The sequence below is a fragment of the Streptomyces sp. NPDC029164 genome (genome assembly GCF_055563995.1).
On record NZ_JBVHWW010000005.1, the window covers coordinates 75,777 to 97,515 of the forward strand.

At 72.7% G+C, this 21,739-nt stretch carries 17 protein-coding genes; 12 read left to right on the forward strand and 5 right to left on the reverse strand.

Annotated elements, in window-relative coordinates; translation table 11 throughout:
* Window positions 1–1,005 carry an AfsA-related hotdog domain-containing protein gene (locus ACZ4VT_RS06885; protein ID WP_467947286.1) on the reverse strand — a complete coding sequence of 335 codons (1,005 nt, stop codon included), beginning with the start codon at window positions 1,003–1,005 and terminating at the stop codon, window positions 1–3.
* A 552-nt stretch (window positions 1,006–1,557) separates the two neighbouring features.
* Here ACZ4VT_RS06885 and ACZ4VT_RS06890 point away from each other — a divergent pair.
* The 11 genes from ACZ4VT_RS06890 to ACZ4VT_RS06940 all read left to right on the forward strand — a co-directional run bounded on the left by ACZ4VT_RS06890 (window position 1,558) and on the right by ACZ4VT_RS06940 (window position 13,633).
* Window positions 1,558–2,973 (forward strand): MFS transporter, encoded by a 1,416-nt coding sequence (locus tag ACZ4VT_RS06890; RefSeq protein ID WP_467947288.1) that lies wholly within the window; start codon window positions 1,558–1,560, stop codon window positions 2,971–2,973.
* A gap of 96 nt (window positions 2,974–3,069) precedes the next feature.
* Window positions 3,070–4,020 (forward strand): AIR synthase-related protein, encoded by a 951-nt coding sequence (locus ACZ4VT_RS06895; RefSeq protein WP_467947289.1) that lies wholly within the window; start codon window positions 3,070–3,072, stop codon window positions 4,018–4,020.
* Window positions 4,021–4,163: 143 nt separating this feature from the next.
* The gene (locus ACZ4VT_RS06900) at window positions 4,164–4,763 is read left to right on the forward strand and encodes an acyltransferase (RefSeq protein WP_467947291.1); all 600 of its coding nucleotides are present in this window, start codon (window positions 4,164–4,166) and stop codon (window positions 4,761–4,763) included.
* Window positions 4,764–5,170: 407 nt separating this feature from the next.
* Window positions 5,171–6,340 (forward strand): hypothetical protein, encoded by a 1,170-nt coding sequence (locus ACZ4VT_RS06905; protein ID WP_467947293.1) that lies wholly within the window; start codon window positions 5,171–5,173, stop codon window positions 6,338–6,340.
* Window positions 6,337–7,107 (forward strand): WecB/TagA/CpsF family glycosyltransferase, encoded by a 771-nt coding sequence (locus ACZ4VT_RS06910; protein WP_467947295.1) that lies wholly within the window; start codon window positions 6,337–6,339, stop codon window positions 7,105–7,107. The genes ACZ4VT_RS06905 and ACZ4VT_RS06910 overlap by 4 nt, the downstream gene beginning before the upstream one ends.
* Complete coding sequence (locus ACZ4VT_RS06915) at window positions 7,107–8,363, forward strand: nucleotide sugar dehydrogenase (protein WP_467947297.1); 1,257 nt, start codon at window positions 7,107–7,109, stop codon at window positions 8,361–8,363. The genes ACZ4VT_RS06910 and ACZ4VT_RS06915 overlap by 1 nt, the downstream gene beginning before the upstream one ends.
* A gap of 5 nt (window positions 8,364–8,368) precedes the next feature.
* Entirely contained in the window at window positions 8,369–9,511 is a 1,143-nt protein-coding gene (gene wecB, locus ACZ4VT_RS06920) for a non-hydrolyzing UDP-N-acetylglucosamine 2-epimerase (protein ID WP_467947299.1), read from the forward strand.
* Window positions 9,512–9,533: 22 nt separating this feature from the next.
* Entirely contained in the window at window positions 9,534–10,292 is a 759-nt protein-coding gene (locus ACZ4VT_RS06925) for a YveK family protein (RefSeq protein WP_467947301.1), read from the forward strand.
* Window positions 10,289–11,746, forward strand: coding sequence for an oligosaccharide flippase family protein (locus ACZ4VT_RS06930; protein ID WP_467947303.1), 1,458 nt, complete (start codon window positions 10,289–10,291; stop codon window positions 11,744–11,746). Before ACZ4VT_RS06925 ends, ACZ4VT_RS06930 begins: the two co-directional genes overlap by 4 nt.
* Window positions 11,743–12,816, forward strand: a complete 1,074-nt coding sequence (locus ACZ4VT_RS06935) for a hypothetical protein (RefSeq protein WP_467947304.1) — start codon at window positions 11,743–11,745, stop codon at window positions 12,814–12,816. Before ACZ4VT_RS06930 ends, ACZ4VT_RS06935 begins: the two co-directional genes overlap by 4 nt.
* A gap of 13 nt (window positions 12,817–12,829) precedes the next feature.
* Entirely contained in the window at window positions 12,830–13,633 is an 804-nt protein-coding gene (locus ACZ4VT_RS06940; protein WP_467947306.1) for a glycosyltransferase family 2 protein, read from the forward strand.
* Here the strand turns inward: ACZ4VT_RS06940 and ACZ4VT_RS06945 are convergent.
* A complete protein-coding gene (locus ACZ4VT_RS06945) occupies window positions 13,603–14,631 on the reverse strand; it encodes a glycosyltransferase (RefSeq protein WP_467947308.1) in 1,029 nt (342 codons plus the stop codon). The genes ACZ4VT_RS06940 and ACZ4VT_RS06945 overlap by 31 nt on opposite strands.
* Window positions 14,547–16,598 (reverse strand): O-antigen ligase family protein, encoded by a 2,052-nt coding sequence (locus ACZ4VT_RS06950; protein ID WP_467947310.1) that lies wholly within the window; start codon window positions 16,596–16,598, stop codon window positions 14,547–14,549. The genes ACZ4VT_RS06945 and ACZ4VT_RS06950 overlap by 85 nt, the downstream gene beginning before the upstream one ends.
* Before the next feature lie 62 nt (window positions 16,599–16,660).
* On the opposite strand from ACZ4VT_RS06950, the gene ACZ4VT_RS06955 reads away from it, so the two are divergent.
* Complete coding sequence (locus tag ACZ4VT_RS06955) at window positions 16,661–17,437, forward strand: hypothetical protein (protein ID WP_467947312.1); 777 nt, start codon at window positions 16,661–16,663, stop codon at window positions 17,435–17,437.
* On the opposite strand, the gene ACZ4VT_RS06960 is transcribed toward ACZ4VT_RS06955, so the two are convergent.
* The gene (locus ACZ4VT_RS06960; RefSeq protein ID WP_362857275.1) at window positions 17,356–18,405 is read right to left on the reverse strand and encodes a glycosyltransferase; all 1,050 of its coding nucleotides are present in this window, start codon (window positions 18,403–18,405) and stop codon (window positions 17,356–17,358) included. The two genes, ACZ4VT_RS06955 and ACZ4VT_RS06960, sit on opposite strands and share 82 nt — an antisense overlap.
* Window positions 18,402–21,707 carry a DUF4082 domain-containing protein gene (locus ACZ4VT_RS06965; protein WP_467947314.1) on the reverse strand — a complete coding sequence of 1,102 codons (3,306 nt, stop codon included), beginning with the start codon at window positions 21,705–21,707 and terminating at the stop codon, window positions 18,402–18,404. The genes ACZ4VT_RS06960 and ACZ4VT_RS06965 overlap by 4 nt, the downstream gene beginning before the upstream one ends.
* Between the last annotated feature and the right edge of the window lie 32 nt (window positions 21,708–21,739).

The following is a 21,739-nucleotide window of genomic DNA, read 5'->3' on the forward strand; positions in this document are numbered from 1 at the left end:
TCAGTAGTCCTGCACCACGGAGGTACGGGCCTCGGCGACGGCCCGGCGGCGCTGTGTCAGGGTGAGCGTGACGGGAACGGTCGGCCGCCCCCCGTCGTCCCGCCCCAGCGGCCCGGCCACCGCCACGCAGCGCAGCGGGAGATCGCGCTCCGCCGGCCCGCGGAAGTGCACCTGGCAGGCGCCCAGCGTGCTGCGCGCGGGGTTGAGGCCGTGCGCGCGGCCCGAGGCGAGCAGCGAGGTCTGGCGCAGGGCCTCCATCAGGTGCAGACCGGAGTACTGGCCGTCCTCGCCGGTGAACACCGGGCTGACCCGGGTGGAGAGCAGCCAGGTGCTGAGCCGGCCGCGCGAGACGTCGGTCGGCTCGCTGATCACGATGTTCTCGGGGGTGTAGCGGCCCGCCTCGGCGGAGTCGGCCGGGAGCAGCGGGCCGTCCGGGGCGTCGTCGAGCTCGGGCGCGGCCTGCAGGGCCTGCCGGGAGTGCTCCACGTGCTTGCGGTACAGCTTCGGCATGAGGAAGACCAGGCCGGCGGCGCCCGTCGCGCACGGGCGGCCGTCGATGGTGACCTGGAGGTGGAAGTCGAGACCGCGCGGGACCTCGGCCACCACGTTCGCCGGGCGGGCCGTGATGTGGGTGGCCAGCGGGACGGGGCCGGCGGCGCCCGCGTCCGTGCGCCAGGCGGAGAGGTCGGTGAAGTCGAGGGTGAAGCGGTAGAAGAGACCGGGCCGGTCGTCCGGCACGCCGAAGTAGCGGTGCCCGACGAACTCGCCGATCTCGCGCACCGTCTCGGTGGCGATCTGCAGGTCGTGGAAGTGCCCCGGGCCGTCGTTGAAGAGCGGGTGAGTGACGGGAGTCGCGCCGACGAGGGTGAAGTGCTCCTCACCCAGGCTGGGTGCGTCCAGGGCGTAGTACGCCCGGGTGGGCGGACGGTGGATCAGGTGCTGGGTGCCCGCGGTCGCGTGTCCATGGATGGTGGGGGGCGAGGTCGTGCCGTTGTCGACTGTCATGTCCCTCTCCTTCTCTGCAGCCATGGTGGAGCGGCGGTGGAGCGGGCAGCCACCCGGCGCCGGTGTCAGCAAGGTGCATGGCAGGAACTCGTCCCGCTCCGCGGATCCCCCGCGGGGCCCGGCGGTCGAGGAACTCGCAGGCGCGGGGCTGCACTCCGCGCGAGCGGAGGTGCTCCGACGCCGGCCCCGGGCGGGGTTCGTGCCCGTCGTCCAGGCGCGGGCCACGTGCTGGTTCTCGCACGCTTCGCTGTAGCGCCTCGGTGGAGGCGGTGATGCGCACGGTGCGAGGGGCGGTGGCCACGCCGGGGCGTCCAGAGCGCAACCGTGCCCGAGACCCCGGAAGCCGCCAGGGCGCATGTCCACCTCGCCTGCGCCCCGGTGCAGTGGTTCGGGATCAGTGACCCGCACTCATCCGGGCCCCGGGTTTTAGTGACCTCCATGCGGGGGGACGCACTGTTCGTCCCGAGGCCCCGCCCCCCGGGACATCCCCCACCCCTTCGGGCGGGGCCTTCGCACCGTCGCTCTCCCCGATCCCGGAAGGGAGCCCCCCCGATGGCCACGACAGGGTCCGCGCGCACCCCCCGCGCCGTCCCGGACGTCCCGCCCGCCCCGGAGCCGGCGGGAGCACCGGGCCCGCCCGCCCCCTCGGGATCGCCGAACCGGCCGCCGGCCGCTCTGCCCGCCCGGCTCCGGTTCGGCTACGCCTCCGGCTCCCTCGTCACCGGTACCTTCACCACCCTCCCCGGCCTGCTCCTGCTCCCGTACCTCACCGACACCCTGGGCGTGGGCGCCGCGCTGGCCGGCGCGATCGTCTTCGTCCCCAAGGCGTGGGACGCGCTGCTCAACCCGCTGGTCGGGCGGGTCAGCGACCGCACCCGTACCCGCTGGGGCGCCCGCCGCCCGTACGTCCTCGGCGGCGGCCTCGCGATGGCCCTGGCCTTCGCGCTGACCTTCGCGGGCCCGCTGCCCGGCACCGCCGGCGCCTGGTTCACCGCGGCCGGCTACCTGCTCACCGCCACCGCTTTCGCCTTCTACCAGGTGCCGTACGTCGCCATGCCCGCCGAGCTCGCCGACCGCGACCAGGACCGGATGCGGCTGGTCGGGGGGCGGGTCGCGGTCATCGGGGTGGCGGCCCTCGTCACCGGCGCCGCCGCTCCCGCCCTCGTCGACGCCGGTGGCGGCGGCCTCGCCGGGCACCGCTGGGTCGGCGTGTTCGGCGCGGCGGTCATCGCCCTGGGCACGCTCTGGGTGTTCGCCGGCACCTCCCGCGGCGGCACCTGCGGCCCCGTCCTGGAGAGCGAGCCCAGCCTGCGCCGCCAGTTCGCGGCCGCCCGCGGCAACCCCTCCTTCACGGCGCTGCTGCGGTGCGCGGTCGTCCAGTCCGTCGCGACCGGGGTCCTCCTCGCGGGCGCGCCGTACTTCGCCGACCACGTGCTGCACGACTCCGCCGGGGTCGGCCCCATGGTGGCCGCGTTCGTCGCCCCCAACCTGCTGACCCTCCCGCTCTGGTCACGGCTGCGCGGCCGCCGCGGACACGCCCTCGCCTCCGCCCTCTTCGCCACCGGCTGCCTGCTCTTCCTCGCCGCCCCGCTGCTGCCCCCGGCCGCGGTGCTCGCCACCATGGCGATCGCGGGCACCGGCCACGCGGGCCAGCTGCTCTTCCTGTACGCGATGCTGCCGGAATGCATCGCCCGGGACTCCGCCCGCACCGAACGCCGCCAAGCGGGCGTCCTGTCCGGCCTGTTCACCACCGGCGAGGGGCTGGGCGTCGCCCTCGGCCCCTTCCTCTACGGCCTCGTGCTCCAGCTCTCCGGCTACGTCTCCTCCGGCACCGGCCGCGCCGCCGAGCAGAGCGCGACCGCCGAACTCGGCATGCTGGCCGGCTTCGCCCTGCTCCCGGCCCTGGCCACCGCCGGCGCCGTCGTCCTGCTCCGCGGCTACGGACGTCCCGGCCGCCGCCCCTACTGACCCCTCATCCGTCGCCGTACGGCCGAAACGGGTAGGCGGGGCCCCGTACGCGCAGGATGATGGGGCGATCATGACTCGCGGGCATCGGGGGATGGCGTGACGTACACACAGGGGTGGGACGCGGCCCAGGTCGGTTTCGGTCCGGGGGTACGGGCCCTGATCGAGGAAGAACTCCCGCCGGACCGGAGCGTCGTCGTCCGGACCGGCACGTACGTCGTCGACCCGCCCTTCTTCGGCAACGGCGACATCGGGCGGGTGGCCGTCTGCGGCGCCGTCAACGAACTGGCCGTCACCGGCGCCGAACCCCGGCACATCGCCCTCGGCATCGTGCTGGAGGCCGGCCTCCCGCTGGAGCTGGTGCGCAGGCTGACCGCCTCCGTGCGCTCCGCCGCCGCCGAGGCCGGGGTCACGATCGCCGCCGTCGACACCCAGGTCGTCCGTGCCGGCGAGGCCGACCGGGTCTTCGTCACCGCGACCGCCTTCGGGGTGCTGGGCCCCGGCGCACCGGCCCTGGACCTCGACTCGGTCCGGCCGGGCGACCGCATCGTGGTGACCGGGCCGCTCGGCAGCCACGCCGCCCACCTGGTCTCCCTGCGCGACGGACTCGGCTACGAGCACCACGTCCCCAGCGACTGCGCCCCGCTCGGCGGCATGCTGCGGGAGGTGGGCGCCGACATCCACCACGCCCGGACCGTGGTCGCGGGAGGCCTGGCGGAGGTGCTGCGCCAGTGCGCCGCGGGCCGCGGCCTGACGCTGTGCGTGGACGAGGCCGCCCTGCCCGTACGGTACGAGGCCCGGGTGGCCCTCGGCGCCCGCGGCCTGGCCCCCCTGGACGCGGCCTGCGCGGGCTGCCTGTGCCTGTTCGTCCCGCCGGAGCACACCGGCCGGGTCCTGACGGCGCTGCGCGCCCACCCCCACGGCCGGCAGGCCGCCGTCGTCGGCGAGGTCACCGCCGACCCGATGGGCGACGTCGAGTTCCGGGCCCCCGACGGCCGCCTCCACACGCGCACCGTCCCGGCCGGCTCGGTCCCCGAGCGCCTCCTCTGAACCAAGGAGCGAATCCGGCCAAATCCTGGGCGGAGGCGGTTGGTTGATCCACGCGTGGGGTGTTCGGCCGGCGCATATGCTCGGCTCGTACGGGCGTGCGTCCGTACGTCCGCATGCCTCGCGAACCGTAAGGGGACCGCGCCGTGAGTGTCCGCATCCAACCCTCCTCCCAGGTCGACGAGAGCGCCGAGCTCGGTGAGGGGACCACGATCTGGGATCTGGCGCAGATACGGGAGGAGGCCCGGCTGGGGCGCGGGTGCATCGTGGGGCGCGGGGCGTACGTCGGTCCCGGCGTGAAGATCGGGGACCACGTGAAGCTCCAGAACTACGCGCTCGTGTACGAACCGGCCGAACTCGGCGACGGGGTGTTCATCGGTCCGGCCGCCGTCCTCACCAACGACTTCTACCCGCGCGCGGTCGAGCCCGACGGCCGGCTCAAGCGCGACGGCGACTGGGAGCCCGCCGGGGTCGTGGTCGCCGAGGGGGCCTCGCTGGGGGCCCGTTCGGTGTGCGTGGCCGGGGTACGGGTCGGGCGCTGGGCGCTGGTGGCGGCCGGAGCGGTGGTGTCGAAGGACGTACCGGACTTCGCGCTCGTCGCGGGTGTGCCGGCGCGGCGTATCGGCTGGGTGGGCCGGGCGGGGGTCCGGCTGGTGGAGCGCGCGGACGAGCCGGGCGTGTGGGAGTGCCCGCGCACCGGCGCGCTGCACGACGAGAGGGACGGCACGCTCCTGGAGCGCACCTGACGGAACGTCGGCAAAACTACGGCACCGGCATTTCCTCAAAACCGCAATCAACGAACATCCGTGGGCATACCTTGTCCCTGTATACGGGATCTGAGCACGCAACAGACTGTGCTCAGTGGGGGGTTGTAAACACGACGAGGGCATCGCCGGCAGTGTGACGGCGGCGCGGACACCCGCGCCCGCCTGCACTGCCGATCACGCATGCTCCGGTTCGAGGCATCGCTGGGGGGTCCAGACGCAGCCTCGGGACGGCTCGTGCCATCGGTGGGACGACACCGGCGGCACGGGCGTCGTCGTCACGCGCAATTCCCCTCCGAGTAACGATCAGAGGGGGTAGGTGTCTTGGTGCCGTACGGCTCGGACATACGGGGTGCGCGGAGCACCCGGGGAATCGGGGTGGGGACCCGATGACCGGCACACGATTAGAAGCACTGGCCGGCGCGGACCTGCCGCTGCACGCACTCGCCGAACGGCTGCTCGCGCTGGCCGAGGCGGGACTTCCCGCGATGTACCTGCCGGGCGCCGAGACCTTCGTCTTCACCAGGGCGGGCACGGTCTCGCCCGACGGCACCCGCCGCCTGGAACAGCGGGGGACCAGCACCCGGTACGCGGCCATCACCGCGCTCGGCGCCCGGTTCCTGCCCGAGGACCGCCAGCGCGCCCTGTTCGGCGGGCGCTCCGCCGGGGAGTTCGCCGGCCTGCTCGTCGAGCGGCTGCCGGGGGTGGTGAACCTCGGCGACGCGGCGCTCATCGCCTGGGCCGCCGCCGAGACCGGCCACCCGAAGCTGTCCGGCGCCCTCGACCGGGTGGCGGAGCTGGACGTGCCCGGGCGGCCGCAGTACACGGTCGAGGCGGCCTGGGTGCTCTCCGCCCTCGCCGCCGCGCGCGGCACGGTGGACGTGGAGGACCGCCTCGCGGCCGCCCGCACCCGCCTGCTGACGGCCGGGACGGACGACAGCCCGCTCTTCCCGCACGCCACCGGGCCGGGGCTGGTCCCCGGATACCGCTCCCACGTGGCCTGCTTCGCCGACCAGACCTATCCGCTCCAGGCACTGGCCCGGCTCCACGCGAGCGGCGACGACCCGGAGGCCCTCGCGGCCGCCGACGCCTGCGCCGCCCGCATCTGCGCCCTGCAGGGCGACGGCGGCCAGTGGTGGTGGCACTACGACGCCCGCCGCGGCGACGTGATCGAGGGCTACCCGGTCTACAGCGTGCACCAGCACGCCATGGCCCCGACCGCGCTGCTCGACCTGGCCGAGGCGGGCGGCACCGACTTCGGTGCGGCCGTCCGCAAGGGCCTGCGCTGGATGACCGACGTGCCCGAACTCGCCGGCCCCACCGGGAGCCCGCGGGAGCCGATGATCCGCGAGGACCACGGGGTCACCTGGCGCAAGGTCCACCGCGGCGACCCGAAGAAGGCCGTCCGCGCCGCCCGCGGGCTCACCACCCGGGTCGTGCCGGGCGCGCGCCTCGCCCCGCTGGACCGGATCTTCCGGCCCCTCGCGGTCGACCGCGAGTGCCGCCCGTACGAGTTCGGCTGGATGCTCTTCGCCTGGCTCGGGGGGCTGCCGAGATGACCCAGCGGCCCTTCCTCTTCGGGATCGCGCTCGATCCGCTGACCATGGACGAGACCGTGCAGCGCTGCCTCGACGCGGTGCGGCGCGGTGAACAGATCGAGATCGGCATGGTCAACGCCGCCAAGCTGGTCAACATGCGGCGCGACCCCCGCCTCGCCGCGGCGGTCGCCGGCTGCGACCTCGTCCTGGCCGACGGCCAGGCGGTGGTCTGGGCCGGCCGCGTCCTGGGCGTCCGGCTGCCCGAACGGGTCGCGGGAATCGACCTGTTCATGCGGCTGCTCGCGGCGGCCGAGGTGGCGGACGTTCCCGTCTATCTGCTCGGCGCCGAACAGTCCGTGCTGGAGAAGATGCTCCGGCAGATCTCCGAACGCTTCCCGCGCCTGCGGGTGGCCGGCAGCCGCAACGGCTACTTCGACGACTCCGACCAGGAGCCGATCGCCGACGCCGTCGCGGACAGCGGCGCCCGGATGCTGTTCCTCGGGATGACCTCGCCCAAGAAGGAGATCTTCACCGCGGGCTACGGCAAGCGCACCGGCGCCCACGTCGTCCACGGAGTCGGCGGCTCCTTCGACATCCTCGCCGGCATCACCAAGAGGGCCCCCCTGGTCTGGCAGCGGATGGGACTCGAATGGTTCTACCGCACCCTCCAGGAGCCGCGCCGTCTCGGCAGGCGCTACCTCACCACCAACGCCGCCTTCCTGGCCATGACGGTCCGGGAACTCATCCACCGCACACCGTCTGCCGGTTCCGCGAACAGGAGTCACTGATGCGCGTCGTCGTCGTGGGACAGGGATACGTCGGACTGCCGCTGGCCATCCGGGCCGCCGAGGTCGGACACCAGGTGATCGGGTACGACGTGGACGCGCGGCGGGTCAAGAGCCTCGCCGCCGGCGAATCGTACGTGGAGGACGTCTCCTCCGAACGGCTGAACCGGGCGCTGGCCAACGGTACCTACCGCCCGAGCGAACTGGCCCGGGACTGCGGCGGCTTCGACGTCGCCGTCGTCACCGTGCCCACCCCCTTACAGGACGGGGCCCCCGACCTGCGCTACATCGAGGAGTCGGCCCACACCCTGGCCCGTTTCCTGCGGCCGGGCGCGACCGTCGTCCTGGAGTCCACCACCTATCCGGGTACCACCGAGGAGCTGTTCGCGCCGATCCTGGAGGACGGCTCCGGGCTCACCGCGGGCGAGGACTTCCACCTCGGCTACAGCCCCGAGCGCATCGACCCGGGCAACACCGTCTGGGGCTTCCAGCAGACCCCCAAGGTGGTCTCCGGAGTCGACGCCCGTTCCCTCAAGGCCGTCGAGGCCTTCTACGGGGACCTCGTCGACACCACGGTCCCGGTCCGCTCGCCCAAGGAGGCCGAGCTGGCGAAACTGCTGGAGAACACCTTCCGGCACGTGAACATCGCGCTGGTCAACGAGATAGCGATGTTCGCCCGCCACCTCGACATCGACGTCTGGCAGGCCATCGAGGCGGCCTCCAGCAAGCCCTTCGGCTTCATGAAGTTCACCCCCGGCCCGGGCGTCGGCGGCCACTGCCTGCCCATCGACCCCTCCTACCTGAACTGGCGGGTGCAGCGCGAACTCGGCCAGAACTTCCGCTTCGTCGAACTCGCCAACGACATCAACAACCACATGCCCGAGTACGTGACGCGCCGGGTGATCGACGCGCTCAACGCCAAACGCCGCTCGGTCAACGGCTCCAAGGTCCTGCTGCTGGGGCTCGCGTACAAGAAGAACACCGGCGACGCCCGGGAGTCGCCCGCCGTCCGCATCGCCCAGCTGCTCCTCGACATGGGGGCCAAGGTCCGCGCGGCCGACCCCCACGTGGTGGAGAGCATCAAGGTCGACGCCCGGCTCGTACGGGTCGAACCGACCCGCAAGGAGCTGGCCGCCGCCGACGTGGTCGTCCTGCTCACCGACCACGACTCCTTCGACTACGCGATGGTGACCGAGCACGCCTCCTTCGTCCTCGACTGCCGCAACCGGGTCTCCGGACCCATGGTGGAGGTGCTCTGATCCCCATGACCAGGATCGTCTGCGTGGCCGGTGCCCGGCCCAACTACATGAAGATCAAACCGGTGATGGACGCACTGGAGCGCCGCGGCGCCGAGGTGATCCTCGTCCACACCGGACAGCACTACGACGAGTCCATGAACGACGTGTTCTTCCGCGACCTCGGCATCCGCCCGCCCGACCGCTACCTGGGTGCCGGATCCGGCAGCCACGCCCAGCAGACCGGGCGGGTGATGGCGGCCTTCGAGCCGCTGCTCGGCGAACTGGCCCCGGACGCGGTGGTCGTGGTCGGCGACATCAACTCCACCCTCGCCTGCGCCCTGGTCACCGCGAAGGCCGGCCCGCTGCTGGCCCACGTGGAGTCGGGGCTGCGCAGCCGGGACTGGAGCATGCCGGAGGAGGTCAACCGGGTCGCCACCGACCGGCTCAGCGACTACCTGCTGGCCCCCTCGCCCGACGCGGCCGCGAACCTGCGGGCGGAAGGGTACCGGGAGGACCAGATCCACGTCGTCGGCAACGTCATGATCGACACCCTCCTCGCCAATCTGGACCGGGCCAGGACCTCGGACGTCCTGGACCGGTACGGACTCACCCGCGGCGGATACGGCCTGGTCACCCTGCACCGGCCCGCCAACGTCGACGACCCCGGCGCCCTGCGCGGTCTGCTCAAGGCCCTGGGCGAGATCGCCGACCGCTGCCCGCTGCTGCTGCCCGTGCACCCGCGGGCCGCGGAGCGGCTCGCCGAACTGGGCGTGCCCGGCGGCATCCGGCTCGTACCGGCCGCCGGATACCTCGACTTCATCGCCCTGCAGGACTCCGCCCGCGTGGTGCTCACCGACTCCGGCGGCGTCCAGGAGGAGACCACCGCCCTGGGCGTGCCCTGTGTGACCCTCCGGGAGAACACCGAGCGGCCCATCACCGTCGAGGAGGGCACCAACGTGCTCGCGGGCACGGATCCGGAGCGCATCACGGCCACCGTGAACCGGGTGCTCGACCACCCGCCCGCGCCGCGCTGCCCCGCACTCTGGGACGGCCGGGCGAGCGAGCGCATCGCCGCGGTCCTGCTCGACGGCCCGCCCGCGCACACCCGGCCGCGCCCGACCGACCTCGTCCCGCGCGGGGCGGCCACCGATCGACAGCACGTGCTGTAAACGCAATGCGAAGGGGAAGACCATGGATCTCGCGGAGATCTGGCGGGTCATGCGCAGACGCTGGTACGTGCTGCTGCCCGGACTGCTGATCACGGCGGCGCTCACCGCCGCCGTGTACCTGCTGGTCCCGGTGGAGTACCGGTCGCAGAGCACGGTGACGCTGCTGAACTCGAAGAAGGCCACGGTGGCCTTCGACGGCAACCCCTTCCTGAGCACCCAGGCCTCGCTCACCGGCATGGCCGACGGCCTGGCCCGCAACCTGAACTCCGACGGCGCCAAGGCCGACCTGAAGGCCCTGGGCCTCACCGGGGTGCACGAGGCGAAGATCGCCGACAACGCGCTCGGCCCCTACATGTGGCTGAGCGTCGTCGGGACCGACCCGGCCGCCGTGCTGAAGTCGGACGAGATCCTCACCGCCTACGCGGAGAAGCGGCTGCTGGAGTTCCAGAGCCAGCAGTCGGTGGCACCCGACGCCATGATCCGGATGTCGACGATCGTGCCTCCCCAGAAACCGGAGGCACAGACCAAGGCCAGGCTCCAGTTCCTGGTCATGGCGGGCGCACTGGGCTTCGTACTCAGCCTGGTGGCCACCTTCTTCGTGGAGGCCCGCAAGCGGCAGCGGTCATCGCCCGGCAGGCACCGGCCCGCGCCCGGCGACGGCGGCGAGGCCGGCGGACCGGCCGCGGAGGACGCCGGTGACCCGACGGCCACCCTGCGCATGACCGTCGCCCACCCGGCCGGCTCCGGCGCGGCCGGCTCCCGTACGGGCGGCTCGCCGTGACCGCCGCCGGAACGGACACCGAGACCGCCCCGGCGGCGCCGTCGCTCGGGCGCAAGGTGGGCTCCGCCGCCCGGTGGAGCCTCATCAACACCGTCGTCATGCGCCTCGGCAACTTCGCGACCGGGATCATCCTGGCCCGCTTCTTCCTCGGGCCCGAGGCCTGGGGCGTGTACGGGATCGCGCAGACGGTGCTGCTGGTCCTGCTCTCCGCGAACGAGCTCGGGGTCTCGCTCGCGATCATCCGCTGGGAGGACGACCCGCGCCGCTTCGCCCCGACCGTCCTCACCCTGAGCGCCCTGTCCAGCGGCCTGCTGTACGTGGTGCTGTTCGCGGTGGCCCCCGCGGTGGCCGGCGTACTCGGCTCGCCCGAGGCCTCCGGCGTCCTGCGGGTCATGTGCCTGGTCGTGGTCCTCGACGGCCTCTCCCAGGTGCCCGCGGGCTTCCTCACCCGGGCGTTCGCGCAGGGCCGGCGGATGGCCGTCGACGCCGTCAACTTCGTCCTCAGCACCACCGTGACCCTGCTGCTGGCCGTCCAGGGCTGGGGCGCCATGAGCTTCGCCTGGGGCGCCGTCGCCGGCAGCGCGGGCGCGCTCATCGGCTGCTGCCTCGCGGCCCCCGGCACCCTGCGGTTCGGCTGGGACCGGGAACAGGCCCGCGCCCTGCTCCGCTTCGGCCTGCCGCTCGCCGGGGCCAGCCTGCTCGCCCTCGGCGTCGCCAACGTGCCTCCCATGGTGGTGGGTTCCACCCTGGACCAGCTGGCCCTCGGCTTCTACGTGCTCGCGTTCAACATCTCCGGCTGGCCCGTACGCATCGTCTCCGAGGCGGCCCGCCGGGTCTCCTTCGCCGGCTTCTCCCGGCTGGCCGAGTCCCCGAAGGCGCTGGCCGACGGATTCGGCCGCGCCCTCGCCGTCCTGGTGACGGTCACCGTCCCGCTCTGCGTGCTGCTCGCCGGCCTCGCCGGACCCATCGTCGAGCTCGTCTACGGCGAACGCTGGGGGCCCGCCGCCCGCGCACTGCCCTGGCTGATGGCACTCGGCCTGATCCGCATCGGCTGCGAACTCGCCTACGACTGCCTGGTGGCCATCGGCCGGCGCCGCTCGCTGATCGCCGTCCAGGGGCTGTGGCTCCTCCTCCTGGTCCCGGTCCTCGTGGCGGGCGCCCGCACCGGCGGGATCGCGGGGGTCGCACTGGGGCAGGTCCTGGTCGCCGCGGTCGTCGTGGTGCCGGTGTACCTGGTCGCCCTGCACCGCGGCGGCATCCCCTTCGCCGGCGTCGTCCGGGCCTGCGCCTGGCCCTTCCTCGGCGGAGTGGTGATGACGGTGATCGTCCTCGGCCTGGAGCGGTACCTGGGCTCCGGGGTCCTCGCGCTCCTGGCGACCGCGATCGCCGGCACGCTCGTCTACGGCCTGTGCGTCCTGCCCAGCCGTTCGTTACTGCGGGGGCAGGCGGCGTGACAGAGCACCTAAGGCGTCTGGGGGCCTGGCTGCTCGCCGGGGTCGTGCTGGCCGTCGTACTGACCCTCTACCAGGCGGACCGCACCGGCGTGGGCGATCCCGCCGCCGCGCCGCCGCCCGCCACACCGACCGCCGCACCCTCCGGTACGGCCGCCCCCGCGCCCACCGCCACGCCGAGCCCCTCGGCCACACCCTCCCCGGCGTCCTCACCGGGGACGGCCGAACCCCCGCCCTCCGGCTCCCCCTCCTCCTGCACCTCGCCCGGAGCCTGCGGATTCCCCGACGAGAACAGCACCGGCCCGCGCATCGCGCTGGAACGGCACGACACGGGCAACATGTCGGTCAAGAAGGACGGCACGGTCATCAAGGGCTGGGACATCCGCGGCTCGCTCGACATCTACGCCAACGACGTCACCGTCATCGACAGCAGGATCACCTCCACCAACTGGTGGGGGATCAACCTGCGCCCCGGCTTCAGCGGACTGAAGGTCCTGCACACCACCATCACCGCCGTGCCGGGCAAGGGCCCCGACAACGGCGGTGTGAACTACGCCGTCTCCAACATGGGCGGCAGCTCCATCGAGGTGGGCTGGTGCGACATCTCGGTCTTCGGCAACGCCCTGTCCATGGGACAGGGGGACCTGCACGACAACTACGTGCACGACCTCGTCGCCTTCCGCAACCTGGGCGGCGAATGGCAGCACACCGACGCCGTCATCAGCGGCGGCGGCAACAAGGGCCGGCTGATCCTGCGCCACAACACCCTGCTGAACTCCACCCCGGTGGACCGGGGGGCCACCGCGGCCGTCGGCCTGTTCGCCGACACCGGGGTCGTCTCCTCCGTCGTCGTCGACGGCAACTGGCTCGCCGGGGGAGCGTACGCGCTCTACGGCGGCGGCGCCGGCGCCACCGGCATCCAGGTCACCGACAACGTCTTCTCCACCCAGTACCACCCGGGCGCCGGAGCCTACGGGCCGGTCGCCGCCTGGAACGCCGGCGGCGCCGGGAACGTGTGGAAGGGCAACCGCATGTCCGACGGCCGGCCCGTCACCCCCGAACCACCCAGCTGAGGATGGAGAGTTCATGATGCGCCGGATCGCGCGGGCCCCCTGGGAGCTGCTCAAGCGGGCCTTCGGCTGGCTGGTGCTCTTCGAGGCCAGGAACAAGCTCCTGCTGGCCCCCTCCGCCCTGCGGCTGCGGCGTTTCGAGGATGCCGAGACCACCCGTCTCGCCGCCGTCCTGGGCCGCCCCCCGGCCGCCCTGGTCGCCACGGTGATCGCCACTCACCGGCGCCCCGAGGCGCTGCGCGCGGCGGTCCGCTCGGCGCTGGGGCAGACCGTGACCGACCAGGTGGTCATCGTCGTCGACGACGGCGCAGGCCTGCCCGAACTGCCTTCAGATTCAAGGCTGTTCGCGGTATCGCTGGCCCGCAATACGGCGACCGCCGGAGTCGTGCGCAACGTGGGGATCCGGCTGACCGGCTCGCGCTACGTGGCCTTCCTCGACGACGACAACCTGTGGGAGCCCGACCACCTGGAGCAGGCCCTGGCGGTCCTGGAACCCTCCGGCGGCCCCGACGCCGTCTACACGGCGCTGCGCAGGGTGCTGCCCGACGGCACCGAACGGGACGTCCTGTCCGTGCCCTTCGACCGCCGCCGCGCCGCCCACGAGGCCTTCCTGGACACCAACGCCTTCGTGGCGCGCCGCACCCGGTCCCTGTACTTCAGCCGGCTGCGGCGCACCCCAGAGGTGCTGCCCCGCGAGGACTGGGAGCTCGTCCGCCGCTACGCCCGCCGCCACGAGGTGCGCCACCTGCCCCGCCCCACGGTCCGCTACCTGGTCAACCCGGAGAGCTTCTACACCGCCTGGGACGGCCCGACCCCCTGAGGCCCGGGGGTGGCGCGCAGCGCGGACGGGCTGGCCAGGGCGCGGGCGGCCGCCAGGCTGGCGGGGCGGCCGAGAACCGCCCGCGAGGACTCCCGCAGCAGGACCGCCGCCCGGAAGGCGGCCGTCGCCGCGGCCCCGTGCCGGCGCCCGTAGAGCCTCACCCGGTTGAGCGTCAGCAGGGTCCACAGGCGCGGCGAGACCTGCGAGTCCCCGCCGAGATGGGTGGCCGAGGCCGCCGGCTCCAGCCGGGTGACGAAACCGCGGTCCCGGGCCCGCAGGCAGTACTCGGTCTCCTCCGAGTACAGGAAGAAGGACTCGTCCCAGGGCCCGCAGGCGTCCAGGCACTCCCGGGACAGGGCCATCAGCGCGCCGGTGGCCCAGTCCGCGACCGTCGCCCGCTCGTACGCGGCCGGATCGGTGACCAGCTCGCTCCAGCGCGGGAACCGCCCCGCCCGGCGGTTGCCCATCACCGCCTCGCCGAGCGCCCGGGTCACGCGCGACTCGCGGCGCAGCGAGTGCAGGAGCGTGTGGCCGTCCTCCTCGTACAGCAGCGGGACGCTGATCCCGACCCGGCCGCCGCCGGGCGCCGCGGCGCCGAGCTCGTCCAGGAGCAGCGCGGCGCAGCCCCGCCGCATCCGGACGTCCGGATTGCACACCAGGGCAGCCCGGAAGCCGCCCTCCCATGCGGCGGCGGCCCCGAGAGCGGCGTTCACCCCGGCCGCGTACCCGGCGTTGCGGCCCGTCTGGACGACCGTCGCCGCCGGGGCCAGGGAGCCGATCAGGTCCACCGTGTCGTCGGCCGAGTCGTTGTCGGCGACGACCAGGCGCCAGTCGAGCCCGGCCATGCCCTCCGGCAGCGAGGCGAGGAACTCCGGCAGCACCGCGGCGCTGTTCCAGGTGACGACGACGACGGCTACCGGACCGGATCCGGAGCCGGAGCCGGCATCGGCGCCGGGGCCGGGGAGGGGCCGAGGGGAGACGGGGTGTCGGGAAGACATGGGAACTCCACGGATCGGGGCTTCGGCGCCGCGCGCCGGATGAAGCCGAGGTAGCCGCCTCCGGCGGCGATCGTCAGGAAGAACATCCCGGCGAACATCGGGAAGCTGAGGGCGTCGAAGGTGGCGCTGACGACCAGGGCGACGACGGCGGAGGCGAAGAACGCCTGCCCGAGCTCCCGGTCGGACTCGCCGACGGCCAGCCGGCGGATCGCCCCACCCTGGTGGATGCCGGTGAAGAAGAGGAACAGGAGTGCGAACAGCCCCAGGAAGCCCATCTCGGCGAGGGTCAGCATGTACTGGTTGTCGGTGAAGAAGTACAGCTCGGGAATGAAGGTGCCCAGCCCCCGTCCGGCGAACGGGCGCTCGTCCAGGTAGGGGACGATCGCGCTGTACTTGACCGTACGGGCCTGGGTACTGCTGTCGGAGTTCGTCAGGAAGGACGCGAACAGCGCGGTGATGGTGCCGATCAGCCCGGGGATGATGACCTTGAAGCAGGCCACCGCGCCCAGCAGCACACCGATCGCGCTCCACCGGCGCTGCGGCTTCCAGCGCGGCACCATCACCAGGATCACGAGCAGCGCCCCGATGATCGAGGTGCGCGACACCGTCAGCGGCAGCGCCCCGCCCATCAGCACCACCGGCCCCCAGCGGCGCCACGCCCGCAGGTGCCCGCGTACCGGATCGAAGGCCTGCTGCACGGCGAAGGGCAACAGCAGCGCCAGCATCCCGCCGAACTCCAGCGGCTGCGCCGTGGTGGACCGGGGCCGGGTGAACGCCCCGCGGTCCAGGGTCGCGATCTGCGGGACGCTCGACTGCAGCCCGGGGATGCTGATGCTGTCGGCGATGTTGGTCGCGGTGAAGAAGTCGTAGAACCCGACGGCGGCCACGATCGTCCCCATCACCACCGCCCGGCGCAGCAGTACGTCCAGGCGCGAGCGGTCCTGGATGCCGGCGGAGACCAGCACCACCAGCGACACCCACACCAGCAGGGCGATCAGGCCGCGGTCCGCGCCGAGCAGTTCCTTGCGCACACTGCCGCGGCCCGCGTTGGCGATGTAGGAGGCCAGCACCGACACGGCCAGGAGCCACATGGCCACCCGCGGCAGCCGGGTCCCGGGCGCCGGCCGGATCCGGCCGGTGAGCCAGGTCGCCAGGTACCAGAACAGCGCCAGCAGGGCGAACACGTTGGCCGGGGTGCCCACCCCGCCCAGGCCCGGCAGCGTCAGGTTCGACGGGATGAAGAAGGCCAGCGCCATGTACCCGGTGAGCAGCGCGGTGGCGTCCACGTGGCGGCCCCGGGACCGGCGGCGGCCGGCCTTCCCGCGCGCGGCGGCGTCGGCCGCGCTCTCGCGCCTGCGGCGGCGGGCCGTCAGCAGGGCGTCCGCCACGAAGGAGAGGGTGAAACCCCCGCCCGCGCCGAGGATGAGGACCCCCAGCACCTGCTGGTAGCGGCTCTTCAGCTGTGGCACCGGGGTCTGCGGCAGCACCACGGGCGCGCTCTGCACGAAGTAGGCCGGCTGGACCTTGGCCGCCGCCTGAAGCGCGTTGAGCTGCTCACCGGCGAACGCCGTCAGCGTGTTGGTCTCCTCCAGCACCCTTCCCCGATCGGTCCCCGTGACCGTCATCGTCAGCAGCGGGCCCGAGGTGTTCGCGGCGAAGCCGACCGTGTACGGGTCGGTCACGCCCAGGCTGTGCAGCTCGCGGGCGGCGTCGGCCCCGGACAGCGTCCTGATCAGCACGTCCGCCGTCACGACCAGGGTGCCGCCCGCATTGGATATGGGATTGCCGAAGGCGGGCGGCAGCTGCGAGGCCGCGTTGGAGTCGAGCAGCGCCACCGAGCTCTGCGACTGGTACGCCACCGGCACCGACCGGTACAGGTGGAGCGCCGCCAGCACGCTGAGCAGGATCGCCGGCACGATCACGTACCAGCGCCGGCGCAGCACCGCGCCCATTTCACGAAGGCTCACGAACACCCCTGCCGGGTAGCGGATTTGATGGCGGACCTACCCGGGTCCTGCAAAGATCGGTCATGAAGGAAAGGATCCCCGTGTCGCCTGGTGAGTTGGTCCGTGCGCTGCGTCGGCGCTGGTACGTCCTGGTCGTGGCGGTGCTGCTCGCGGCCGCCGGAGCGGCGATGGTGCTGCGGCCCGAACCGGTCCACCTCAGCTCGGCGATCGTGGTGCTCAAACCGCCGGTGACCAGCACTCAGCCGAACCAGCTCGCGAACCTCCAGCCGCCGCTCGCCGCCGTCTCGTACGGGGTGGTGCAGCAGCTCGGCTCGCCCGCCGGAGCGGCCGAGCTCACGGCCGCCGGGGTCACCGGCACCTACCGGATGACACCGCGCAACAGCGGCACCAGCGTCACCCCGCGGCACCTGATCCCCTCGCTCCAGATCCAGGTGGAGCACTCCGACCCGGCGGCGGCCGACGCCTCCGTACGCAAGATCATCGAGGTCTACACCCGGCACCTGAACGACCTCCAGACGCAGCAGGGCATCCCGGCCGGGGCACGGATGAGCGTGGACCTCCTCGTGCAGCCGCACGCGGTCGCGCGGACCGGCGACCGGGTGCGCGGCCTGGCCGGAGTGGCCCTGCTGGCCGCGGTCGGCGGCGTGGCGGCGACCCTGTGGACCGACCAGCTCCTGACACGCCGGAACCGGCGCCGGCGCGAGCGCGCCGACGCCGGTCCGCAGGACCCGCCGGGAGAACCGGTGGAGACGGAACATCAGATCCCTCGGCGCTTCCAGGACCGCCACCACAGCCACTCGCGCCCCCTGTCGGCCACGGCCGACAGCACCAGAGGCTGAAGGTAGGGCATGACGCGCGCCCCGATGCGCCGGCGCCTGCGCAGCGCCCGGTACTCGGCCAGCGAGGTGTAACGGCCGGGCAGGCACTCCGCGGCGAACTCCACCAGCTCGTCCACCGGAACCACCGCCGTGCGCCCCCGGTCGTACGCCCGGTAGGCGCGCCGCAGCGCGTACCGGGCGAGCCGGGTGCGCGCCGCCAGCGCCAGCCGGTCGGCACCCGGCAGCAGGTCGGCGCACTTGTCGAGCACCGAGTCGAAGGCGACCAGGCGCTGGCGCAGGTCGTCGAGCTGTCCGCCGAAGTCCGTGGTGGACATGTTGTTGCCGTGGACCCGGTAGAAGGCCTGGTCGGCACCCTGGACGTAGCCCACGTCGGCGTGCGCCGCGAGCCGCATCCACATCTCGATGTCACCGGCGTGCGGCAGCTCGGGATCGTAACCGCCGACCTTGCGCTGGAGACTGGTCCGCACGACCACCTCGGGCGAGGTGATGCATCCGGTGCCCTCCCGGAACCGCCGGTCCAGCCACCACCGGCCGGGGTAGACGACCGACCCCGTGCTGTGGGTGCGGGCCGCGGGCAGCGGGCCGCCGTGCAGGAAGCGCAGCGGCCGGCCGTACGCGAAACCGGCCTCCGGATGCGCGTCGAGGAGGGCGGCGGCCCGCACCAGCGCCCCGGGGACCAGCCGGTCGTCCGCCGAGAGCAGGGCCACGTAGTCCCCGTCGGCCCACTCCAGCAGGCCCTCGTTGTACGTGGCGATATGGCCCCGGTTCTGCTCGTGGACCCGGACCTCGATCCGCGGGTCGGCGGCCGCGAGGGCGCGCGCGACGTCCGCCGAGTCGTCGGGGGACGCGTCGTCGATGATCAGCACCCGGACGTCGACGCCCTCCTGCTCGTCCAGGACGCTCTTGACGCAGTCGGCCAGGAAGTGGCCGTACTTGTAGCAGGGGATCACCACGCTGACCGTGCTCACTGGCCGGCCACCTCCGTGGAGCCGTCCGACTGGAGGCCGTTCGGCAGGGTGGTGGTGAAGATCGGGCCGACCCAGTAGTTCACGGAGCCGAAGGTGTTCGTGGGGAACGTGGTGCTCGCGCCGTACTTGTAGAGGCCGTTGGCCCCGCCCGTTCCGTCGGCCGGTGCGACCAGCGGGTAGGAGCGGTGCGCTCCGGCGAAGTAGCCGCCGTCCACCGAGTAGTTCCCGTTCGACGCGTGGTAGGAGGCCACGTACGAGGTGCCGGCGGTGACGGGCACCGGGGTGGTGAACTTGAGCTGCTGCCAGCCGGTCAGGGTCTCGCTGCCGAAGGTTCCGGTGGCGAGCAGGGTGCCGTCGGCGGCCCAGAGGCTGCCGGTGTGGCTGCCGGTGTTGCCGGGGCCCTTGTAGAAGGTGACACCGGTGACGTAGCCGTTCACCGCGGACTGGAAACGGGTCCCCAGCTCCACGGAGTTGGCGTCGTCCACCACGTTGGCGGTGGTCGGCGTGGCGGTGTTCGGCCACAGACCGCACGGGCAGTTGACAATGGGCGGGTGGGGACTCGTGGTGAAGTTCCACGTGACCGGTGCGGCCATCGCGTTGCCCCACAGGTCGCTCGCCTGGACCGACAGGGTGTACGTCGAGTTCAGGGCGAGTTCGCTGGACGGTGTGAAGGTCGCGCTGTTGGCCGCGCCCATCACCTTCGTACCCGGGACGTTGGCTCCCCCGGAGTCCTTCAGAGTGAACACCAGGGTCTCGGAGTCGACGGCCGTGGAGAAGGTCGCCGTCGCCGAGGCCGTGATCTGCGTGCCGGTCGCCGCGGACTGCGGCGAGGTGGAGGTGACGGTGGGCGGTGTCGTGCTCGCGGCCGAGGTGTCCAGGACCGCGTCGACCCAGTAGTTGCTGCCGCTCGCCGCCGTGTTCGGGAAGCCGCCCGTCCCGCTGTAGCGGTAGACGCCGTTGCCGCCGTCGGTACCGCTCTTGAGCGCGGTCAGCGGGGCGAGACCCGCGGAGCCGGAGGCGAAGGTGTTGTCGAAGGAGTACCCGCCGTGCGGCGCGAAGTACGAGGCGATGTACGTGGTGTTCGCCTTGACCGGCACCGGGGTGGCGAAGTTCAGCTGCTGCCAGCCCGAGGCCGTCTCGTTGGTGAACGTGCCCGTGGCCAGGCGCTGACCGGTGGAGCTCCACAGGCTGCCGGTGTGCGTGCCCGTGTTGGCCGGGGACTTGTAGAAGCGGACTCCCGTGATCGAACCGGCCGCGGTGGTGCGGATCTTCACGCCGAGCTCCACCGCGCTGCCGTCACCCGCGTTGACCGTCCCCGGTACCGCGGCCGCGGGCCAGACGGTGCAGGGGCACTGCTGGGGGCCGACGGTCAGCGCCACCGTGGTGACGGCGCCGATGTTGACGCTGTCGTCCACCGCGCGGACCTTGATCTGCACGGAGCCGGGTGCGGTCGGCGTCCAGGTGTAGCTCCAGGAGCCGACGCCGGTGGTCGCCTTCCAGGTGGTGCCGCCGTCCGTGGAGACCTCCACGCGGGCCACCACGCCGCCGCCGCTGTCGGCCGCCGTGCCGGTGACGGTGACGGGCCGCAGGGCCGGCACGGTCGCGCCGGACGCGGGGCTCGTCACGCTGACGGTGGGCCCGGTGGCGTCGGTGGACGCGGTGGCCGGGAGCAGATCGCCCTGCAGGCTCTTGGGCTGCACCCCCATGTCCGCGAAGACGTTGACGGTGGCCTGCTGCATCCGCTTGTCCTCGGTGACCACGGCGTCGTCCGGGTTGCCCGTCGGCATGTTGGTCAGGCCCCACGACCACTGCACCGTGCCCGTGCCGAAGACCAGCGCGCGCGAGGTCTGGTCGCGGAAGGCCACCAGGCTGTGCGTCGCGGTGCCGTTTCCGTAGGTGTTGCCGTAGTCCAGCCGGTACTTGCCGTCCTCGATGTCCACGGTGGTGGAGGACATGTTGATCTGTCCCGGCGGCCGCGCCGCGTCCTCGATGTCGGAGTCCCACTCGTAGCCGAGCGTTCCGGTCGGGAAGGTCGCGGTCTGCGAGGGGGTCAGGTTCGCGACGGTGGTGTTGCGCCACAGCCGCATCCTGGCGAACGCGCCCGGCACGGTGATCGCGTCCGCCCGGTAGCCGTTCACCGTGAACAGCGTGCCGGTCAGCTGGTTCTGCGGCTGGTACGGACGCCCGTTGGCGGCGCTGGCCGGGTCCATGAAGGTGCCCGTCCAGGTGCCGCTCGGGTCGGGAACGCCGTTGGGCACCGGGAAGGAGAGCTTGGTCTCCTTGTAGCAGACCAGGGTCCGGTTGGCGGTGTCGGCGCCGTCGATGCTCGGCGCCAGCCGGGTCTTCCAGAAGATCTCGTTCCCGGCGAAGTACGTCTGGTGCTGCCCGGCGCGCCGGGCGTTCAGGGCGTTGGTGAACTGGTCCTGCGTCCAGTACTCGTCGTGCCCCGAGGACATGAACACCTTGTGGTTCTGCATCAGGGAGGCGCCGCGCACCGACATGTCGATCCCGGACATGTAGCTGAGGTCGTAGCCGTTGCGCTCCAGCCACGAGATCATCTGGTACTCGGAGCCGTAGATCCCGTTCTCCCCGCCGATGTCCATCGGCCGGTTGTAACTCACCTCGTACGCGCGCCCGTCCGGGGCCGGACCGCCGCCGTCGTAGAGGTCCTGGCCGCCGTAGTTGTTGTACGCCTGCCAGGTCTGGTCGCTCGTCTGCACCAGGATGTCGGAGTGGCTGGAGTCGTCGCGGACGACGAACGGGTACGGCATCAGTCCGTTGCCGTCCGCCTGGTCGAAGTTGGCGATGTACAGGCCGGAGACGGCGTTGGACGGCACGCTCCACGTGGCCGTCACGGGCCAGTTGCCGCAGTCGACCAGGCCGGTCGAGGCCTTGGTCGTGCAGGACTTCGGACTCCCGCCCTGGGAGAAGTTGGCCGGGTAGGTCTGGGCGGCCTGGGCCTGCGTCGACAGCAGCCGGGCGCCGTCGCCCGCGTAGTGGCCCAGCCGGTAGACCGAGACGCGGTACGGGGAGGGGGACTGGACCTTGAACTGCACGGTGTCGCCGGCCTGGACGCTCATCTGGGCGCTGAAGCCCTTGATGTCGCCCCAGGCACTGGGCGCGAACCACTCCGACATCGGGGTGCCCGGCTTGGAGTTCTCGCAGACGACGGCGTTGGACGTCGGACCGCAGGGGTCGGCGGCACCGGCCACCGAGGCCGGTGAGAGAACCGTGGCCACCAGGGCGGCGACCACGGTGAAAAGACCGTACCGGAACCGGAGCAGCCTTCTCCGCTTGTTCATCTGTACCTCATCTGTTTGCGTGAACCGGGAGG